At 65.2% G+C, this 5,337-nt stretch carries 7 protein-coding genes; 4 read left to right on the top strand and 3 right to left on the bottom strand.

The features are described from left to right. Positions 1–231, top strand: a 231-nt coding sequence (locus tag ABZD10_RS13340) for a TRAP transporter large permease subunit (protein WP_372887184.1), incomplete at its 5' end; no start/stop codon positions are given. 140 nt (positions 232–371) lie between these two features. Here the strand turns inward: ABZD10_RS13340 and tpiA are convergent. The 3 genes from tpiA to ABZD10_RS13325 all read right to left on the bottom strand — a co-directional run bounded on the left by tpiA (position 372) and on the right by ABZD10_RS13325 (position 2,182). After that, on the bottom strand, positions 372–1,115 hold the full coding sequence (tpiA, locus tag ABZD10_RS13335; protein ID WP_372887182.1) for a triose-phosphate isomerase: 744 nt from the start codon (positions 1,113–1,115) through the stop codon (positions 372–374). Between the two features lie 235 nt (positions 1,116–1,350). Continuing rightward, entirely contained in the window at positions 1,351–1,701 is a 351-nt protein-coding gene (locus ABZD10_RS13330) for a HesB/IscA family protein (RefSeq protein WP_372887181.1), read from the bottom strand. A gap of 118 nt (positions 1,702–1,819) precedes the next feature. Then, positions 1,820–2,182, bottom strand: coding sequence for an SUF system Fe-S cluster assembly protein (locus ABZD10_RS13325; RefSeq protein ID WP_372887180.1), 363 nt, complete (start codon positions 2,180–2,182; stop codon positions 1,820–1,822). A 157-nt stretch (positions 2,183–2,339) separates the two neighbouring features. On the opposite strand from ABZD10_RS13325, the gene tgt reads away from it, so the two are divergent. From tgt to ABZD10_RS13310, 3 genes are all read left to right on the top strand, one after another. Then, positions 2,340–3,470, top strand: coding sequence for a tRNA guanosine(34) transglycosylase Tgt (tgt, locus tag ABZD10_RS13320; protein WP_372887178.1), 1,131 nt, complete (start codon positions 2,340–2,342; stop codon positions 3,468–3,470). A 125-nt stretch (positions 3,471–3,595) separates the two neighbouring features. Then, complete coding sequence (locus ABZD10_RS13315) at positions 3,596–4,375, top strand: WcbI family polysaccharide biosynthesis putative acetyltransferase (protein ID WP_372887177.1); 780 nt, start codon at positions 3,596–3,598, stop codon at positions 4,373–4,375. A gap of 102 nt (positions 4,376–4,477) precedes the next feature. Further along, entirely contained in the window at positions 4,478–5,251 is a 774-nt protein-coding gene (locus ABZD10_RS13310) for a hypothetical protein (RefSeq protein ID WP_372887175.1), read from the top strand. Positions 5,252–5,337: the final 86 nt, after the last annotated feature.

Here is a 5,337-nt window from a genome sequence, read left to right as displayed (position 1 = left end):
CTTGGCATCATCATGGTGGTCAACATGGAGATCGGGATGATCACGCCACCTGTGGGGCTGAACCTCTTCGTGACCTCCGGGGTGGCGGGCATGCCGATGATGAGCGTGGTGCGCGCCGCACTGCCCTTCCTGGCCGTGCTCTTCGTGTTCCTGATCATGGTGACCTACATCCCGTGGCTGTCGACCTTCCTGCCCAATACCTTCATGGGGCCGGAGATCATCACCAATTAGGGATGACAGGATAGCAAACGAAAAGGCCCCCGAAGCGTTTCGGGGGCCTTTTCGATTCCCGGGGCAGGGGCGCTGCCCCTCACGTTGAAAATGCGGGCATTTTCAACGCTCACCCCGGGATATTTCGTGCAAGAGAAAGATCAGGCGGCGTCGAGAGCCGCGACGATGGCCTTGAAATCCGCCGCCTTCAGGCTGGCGCCGCCGACCAGGGCACCATCGACGTTGGAGACCGCGAAGATCTCGGTGGCATTGCCGGGCTTGACCGAGCCGCCGTAGAGCAGGCGGATCCTGTCGCCGTCGTCGCCGAGGCGTTCGACCAGAGCGCGGCGCAGGAAGTCATGCACCTCGGCGATCTGCGCCATCTCGGGGATCAGGCCGCTGCCGATGGCCCAGATCGGTTCGTAGGCGATCACGGTATTGTCGCCGTTGGCGCCGTCGGGCAGGGAGCCGGCGAGCTGGGCGCCGATGACGGCGAGCGTGTCGCCGGAGCGGCGCTGCGCGAGGCTTTCGCCGAGGCACAGCACGGCGGTCAGGCCGGCCGCCCAGGCGGCGGTGGTCTTGGCGCAGACGTCGGCATCGGATTCGCCGTGATCGCTGCGGCGCTCGGAATGGCCGACCAGAACGTGGCTGGCGCCGGCATCGGCCAGCATGGCGGCCGAGATGTCGCCGGTATGGGCGCCGCTTTCGCGGGCGTGGCAGTCCTGGCCGCCGATGGCGCAGCTGCCGGCCGCGGCGGTGTCGGCGGCGCGCCCGAGCAGCGTTGCCGGCGGGCAGATCAGCAGGTCGGTCTGCCGGGTTTCGCAGCCGGCAATGGCCGCGAGTTCGCTGAGAGCCGAGCCCAGCCCGTTCATCTTCCAGTTGCCGGCTGCCAGTTTGCGTCGCATGATCTGCCCCATTTTTCTTGTCGATGGGCCCGTTTTCGGCGCTTCCTCGGGGCGCGTCAAGCCGGGGCGGGGCCAAGGCGGCGCCCTTGGCGGGATTGATGCGGAAAAATCAGGGGAAGGCAGGGGAAAGGGCGGCGGGAAGGGCGGCCCTTGCGGTCCGGCCTGTGCGGTCCGGCGTTCACCGGCAGGGCCGCAGGGGGCGGGCGCGGCGACCTGGTCGGCGCCGCGATCGCGGTCACATGCCTTCGAACTTGATCGATTCGCCGCAGCCGCAGGCCTCGGAGACATTGGGGTTGTTGAACTTGAACCCCGATTCCAGCAGCGAGACCTCATAGTCGATCTCGGTGCCGAAAAGGAACATCTGGGCCATCGGGGCGATCATCACCCGGGCGCCGTCCTGTTCGACCACCTCGTCAAGCGGGTCGGTCTCGGTGACATAGTCCATGGTGTATTCCATGCCGGCGCAGCCGCCCTTCTTGACGCCGATGCGCAGGCCGGAATGGCCGTCGCGTGCCATCAGCCTGGCGATCTGCGCCGCAGCGCGCGGCGTCATGGTGATCGCCTGTTTTCCCGGAATGCCGAACATGGATTTCAGTTGCTCCTTTGTGCAGGGCCCAAGATAGGTCGCGACGCGGGCACTATCAAGACGCCGACCCGCGACGGCTTTGTGACCGGGCCCACCGGGGGCGGCTTACGGGCGCGGCTTACATGAAGCCAAGCTCGAGCCGGGCCTCGTCGGACATCATCTCCATACCCCAGGGCGGGGTCCAGACCAGGTCGACGGTGACGGTGCGCACCCCGGCGACGCCGGCGATGGCCTCTTGCACCCAGCCCGGCATCTCGCCGGCCACCGGGCAGCCCGGCGCGGTCAGGGTCATGGTGACATGGACGTCGTCGTCATCCGAGATCAGGATGGTGTAGATCAGGCCCAGATCGTAGATGTTGACCGGGATCTCGGGGTCGAAGACGCTGCGACAGGCTTCGACCACCTCGTCATGCAGCGGATGATGCGTGCTCGAGGGTTCGATCAGCGGGGTGCCTTCCACCGGGTCGGGAGCCTGGGTCATTGGTCAGTCCTGTGTTAATCCTGAGCGAACATATAGGGATTAGTTCGCGGAAGGTCCAGCCCCTGTTGCGGCGACGCTGCGGTGCGCCGGGGCGCGGCGACGGTTTTACAAGCCGCGGGATTTGTGATTGGAGGGGGAAAACTCGGATAGGTGCAGGATGACAAGCCGTTTTTCGTTCCAGGTGCAGGCCACCGATGGCAAGGCCCGCAAGGGCGTGATCTCGACCCCGCGCGGCGCGGTGCGCACGCCGGCCTTCATGCCGGTGGGCACGGCGGCGACGGTGAAGGCGATGCTGCCGGAATCGGTGCGCGCCACCGGGGCCGACATCCTGCTGGGCAATACCTATCACCTGATGCTGCGCCCGACGGCGGAACGCATCGATCGGCTGGGGGGGCTGCACCGTTTCATGAACTGGGAGCGCCCCATTCTGACCGACAGCGGCGGCTTTCAGGTGATGAGCCTGGCGGGCCTGCGCAAGCTCACGGAAAAGGGCGTCACCTTCAAAAGCCATATCGACGGCTCCAGACATGAGCTGACGCCCGAGCGGTCGATGGAAATCCAGCGGCTCTTGGGCAGCGACATCGTCATGTGTTTCGACGAATGCCCGGCCTTGCCGGCGGACCGCGACCGCATCGCCGAGAGCATGCGCCTGTCGATGCGTTGGGCGCAAAGGTCGCGCGACGCCTTTGGCGACCGCCCCGGACATGCGCTGTTCGGCATCATGCAGGGCGGGCTGGAACGCGATTTCCGCGAGGAGAGCGCCGCGGCGCTGCGCGAGATCGGCTTTGACGGCTACGCGGTCGGCGGGCTGGCGGTCGGCGAGGGGCAGCAGGCGATGTTCGGCTGTCTCGACTATGCCCCCGATCTCTTGCCCGAGGACCGGCCGCGCTATCTGATGGGGGTCGGCAAGCCCGACGACATCGTCGGCGCGGTCAAGCGCGGCATCGACATGATGGACTGCGTGCTGCCGTCGCGTTCGGGGCGCACCGGGCAGGCCTTTACCCGCCATGGCGTGGTCAACATCAAGAACGCCCGCCATGCCGACGATCCGCGCCCATTGGATGAAAACTGCGGCTGCCCGGCCTGTGCCAATTACAGCCGCGCCTATCTGCATCACGTGTTCCGCTCGGGCGAGATGATCTCGGGCATGCTGCTGACATGGCACAACCTGCATTATTTCCAGGACCTGATGCAGGGGATGCGCGATGCGATCGGCGCCGGGGCCTTTGACGCCTTTGAGACGGAGTTTCACGCGCAGCGCGCCGAAGGCGACATCGAGCCCCTGTAAGCCGAGCCCCTGTAAGCCGGACCCCTGTAAGCCGCGCAAGTGATCGGCGCGGCGGTTGCCGGCGGCAGCAAATTTTTGCCACATTGATGGTCTATCCCTCGAAGAAAACACGTTGAGGCCGGTTGATGTCGATTCTTTTTCTGGGAAACTGCCAGGTGAATGCCATGCGGGGCATTTCCCGCGAGATGTTCCCCGAGATGCAGGTGAAATTCCGCACGATCACGCCCTATTGGGGCAAGTTCGACGAGGCGCCGACCCGTCAGGAACTGGCCGAGGCCGATCTGGTGATCGCGCAGGCGATCGAGAACCCCGGCACCACGTTCAACCGGCAGGACGTGATGGACACGGCGACGGGCGATGTGATCTTCGTGCCCTATGTCTATATCGACGGGCTGGCCTCGCTCGAGATCGTCGCCTCGAAGGGGCGGTCGGTCATCAAGGGCGCGGAACTGATCCTCGAGGGGCAGGAGGGGCGCAAGCCGGTGCAGATCTTCGAGGATTACTGCCGCGGGCGCATCGACATGCAGAACCAGGCCCGGATCGACATGTCGCTGGCCAAGATGGCCGAGAAGGAAGCGCAGGGCTGCGATCTGAAGATCTCGGACTATATCGCGGAAACCTATCGCGAACGCCCCAGTTTCTTCGGCATCAACCATCCCGCCCAGCATATCGTCTTCGAACTGTTCCGCCGGCTGTGCGGTGAGCTTGACCTGAAATTCGACCCCGGCATCATGAACGATCCGGTGGCCTGGGGGCGGCGCGCCCTGCCGTCGTCACAGCGCGCCTTCACCCCGGTCGATGCCGAGGTGCTGGGCACGAAATACGACTGCGATCCGCAATGGTACGGGCAGGGTTACAAACTGCTCAACCTTGCGATCAAGGCGCGCGAACGCGGCGATATCTAACCAAGGCCGATGGCCCGCTCTGGATCGTTCAATCGACCGGTGCTAGGCTGCCGACCGTCCGGAAAATTGGGGTCTTTTGCAGATGAAGGATATTTTGGGCTCATGAGCATGGTTTTTCTTGGAAAGGCTCAATTGAACGCGCTGCGCGCCATCTCGCGCGACATCTTCCCCGAGATGCCGGTGAGGTTCCGCTCGATCTCGGATGACTGGGGCAGCTTCGACGAAGAGGCGACGCGCAGCGATCTTGCCGAGGCAGACCTGGTGGTGGCGCAGGCGATCACCGACCCGGACGCGGTCTTCAATACCGCCGACCTGATGGCGACGACGACCGGCGACGTCATCTTCCTGCCCTATCTCCATGTCGACGGGCTGGCCTCGCTCGAGCTGGATCCCGCCCAGGGGCGGGTGCTTGGTGCCGAGCAGTTGCTGGAAGGGCAGGCGGGGCGCGATCAGGCCGAGATTTTCGACGATTTCTGCCGCGGGCGCATCGACATGGGCAACCAGGCGCGTATCGAGGCCTCGCTGACCCGGATGGGCGAGCTGGAAGCCTCGGTCTGCGATCTGGCGATCTCGGGCTATATCGCCGAGACCTATCACGACAAGCGCAGCTTTTTCGGCGTCGATCATCCGGCCCAGCACGTGCTGTTCGAACTGTTCCGCCGCCTCTGTGCGGAAATGGCGCTCGAGTTCGACCGGGGGGTGTTCGACGATCCGGTGTTCCATGGCCGCCACGCCATGCCCTATGGCCAGCGGGCCTTTACCCCGGTCGACGTCGGGCGGCTGGGGCTGGCCTATGAATGCGATCCCCACTGGCATCGGCAGGCGCAGAAACTGGTGACCCAGGTGGTACGGGAAAGCCAGCTCGAAGAGGCCTGACACGCCCCGGCAGCGGGCCGGCATTCGGCCCGGACGGAGGCCGCCGATTTGCCGCGCTCGGCGTTTCTTCTCTTGTGGCCCGGTCG

The sequence above is a fragment of the Shimia sp. genome, assembly GCF_041624275.1.
GTDB lineage: Bacteria > Pseudomonadota > Alphaproteobacteria > Rhodobacterales > Rhodobacteraceae > Shimia.
This window is presented reverse-complemented; position numbering and strand designations above follow the sequence as displayed.

Coding starts and splice junctions, on each gene's coding strand:
- tpiA (WP_372887182.1), bottom strand. CDS start 1,115: ATGCGACGCAAACTGGCAGCCGGCAACTGGAAGATGAACGGGCTGGGC.
- ABZD10_RS13330 (WP_372887181.1), bottom strand. CDS start 1,701: ATGTTCGGCATTCCGGGAAAACAGGCGATCACCATGACGCCGCGCGCT.
- ABZD10_RS13325 (WP_372887180.1), bottom strand. CDS start 2,182: ATGACCCAGGCTCCCGACCCGGTGGAAGGCACCCCGCTGATCGAACCC.
- tgt (WP_372887178.1), top strand. CDS start 2,340: ATGACAAGCCGTTTTTCGTTCCAGGTGCAGGCCACCGATGGCAAGGCC.
- ABZD10_RS13315 (WP_372887177.1), top strand. CDS start 3,596: ATGTCGATTCTTTTTCTGGGAAACTGCCAGGTGAATGCCATGCGGGGC.
- ABZD10_RS13310 (WP_372887175.1), top strand. CDS start 4,478: ATGAGCATGGTTTTTCTTGGAAAGGCTCAATTGAACGCGCTGCGCGCC.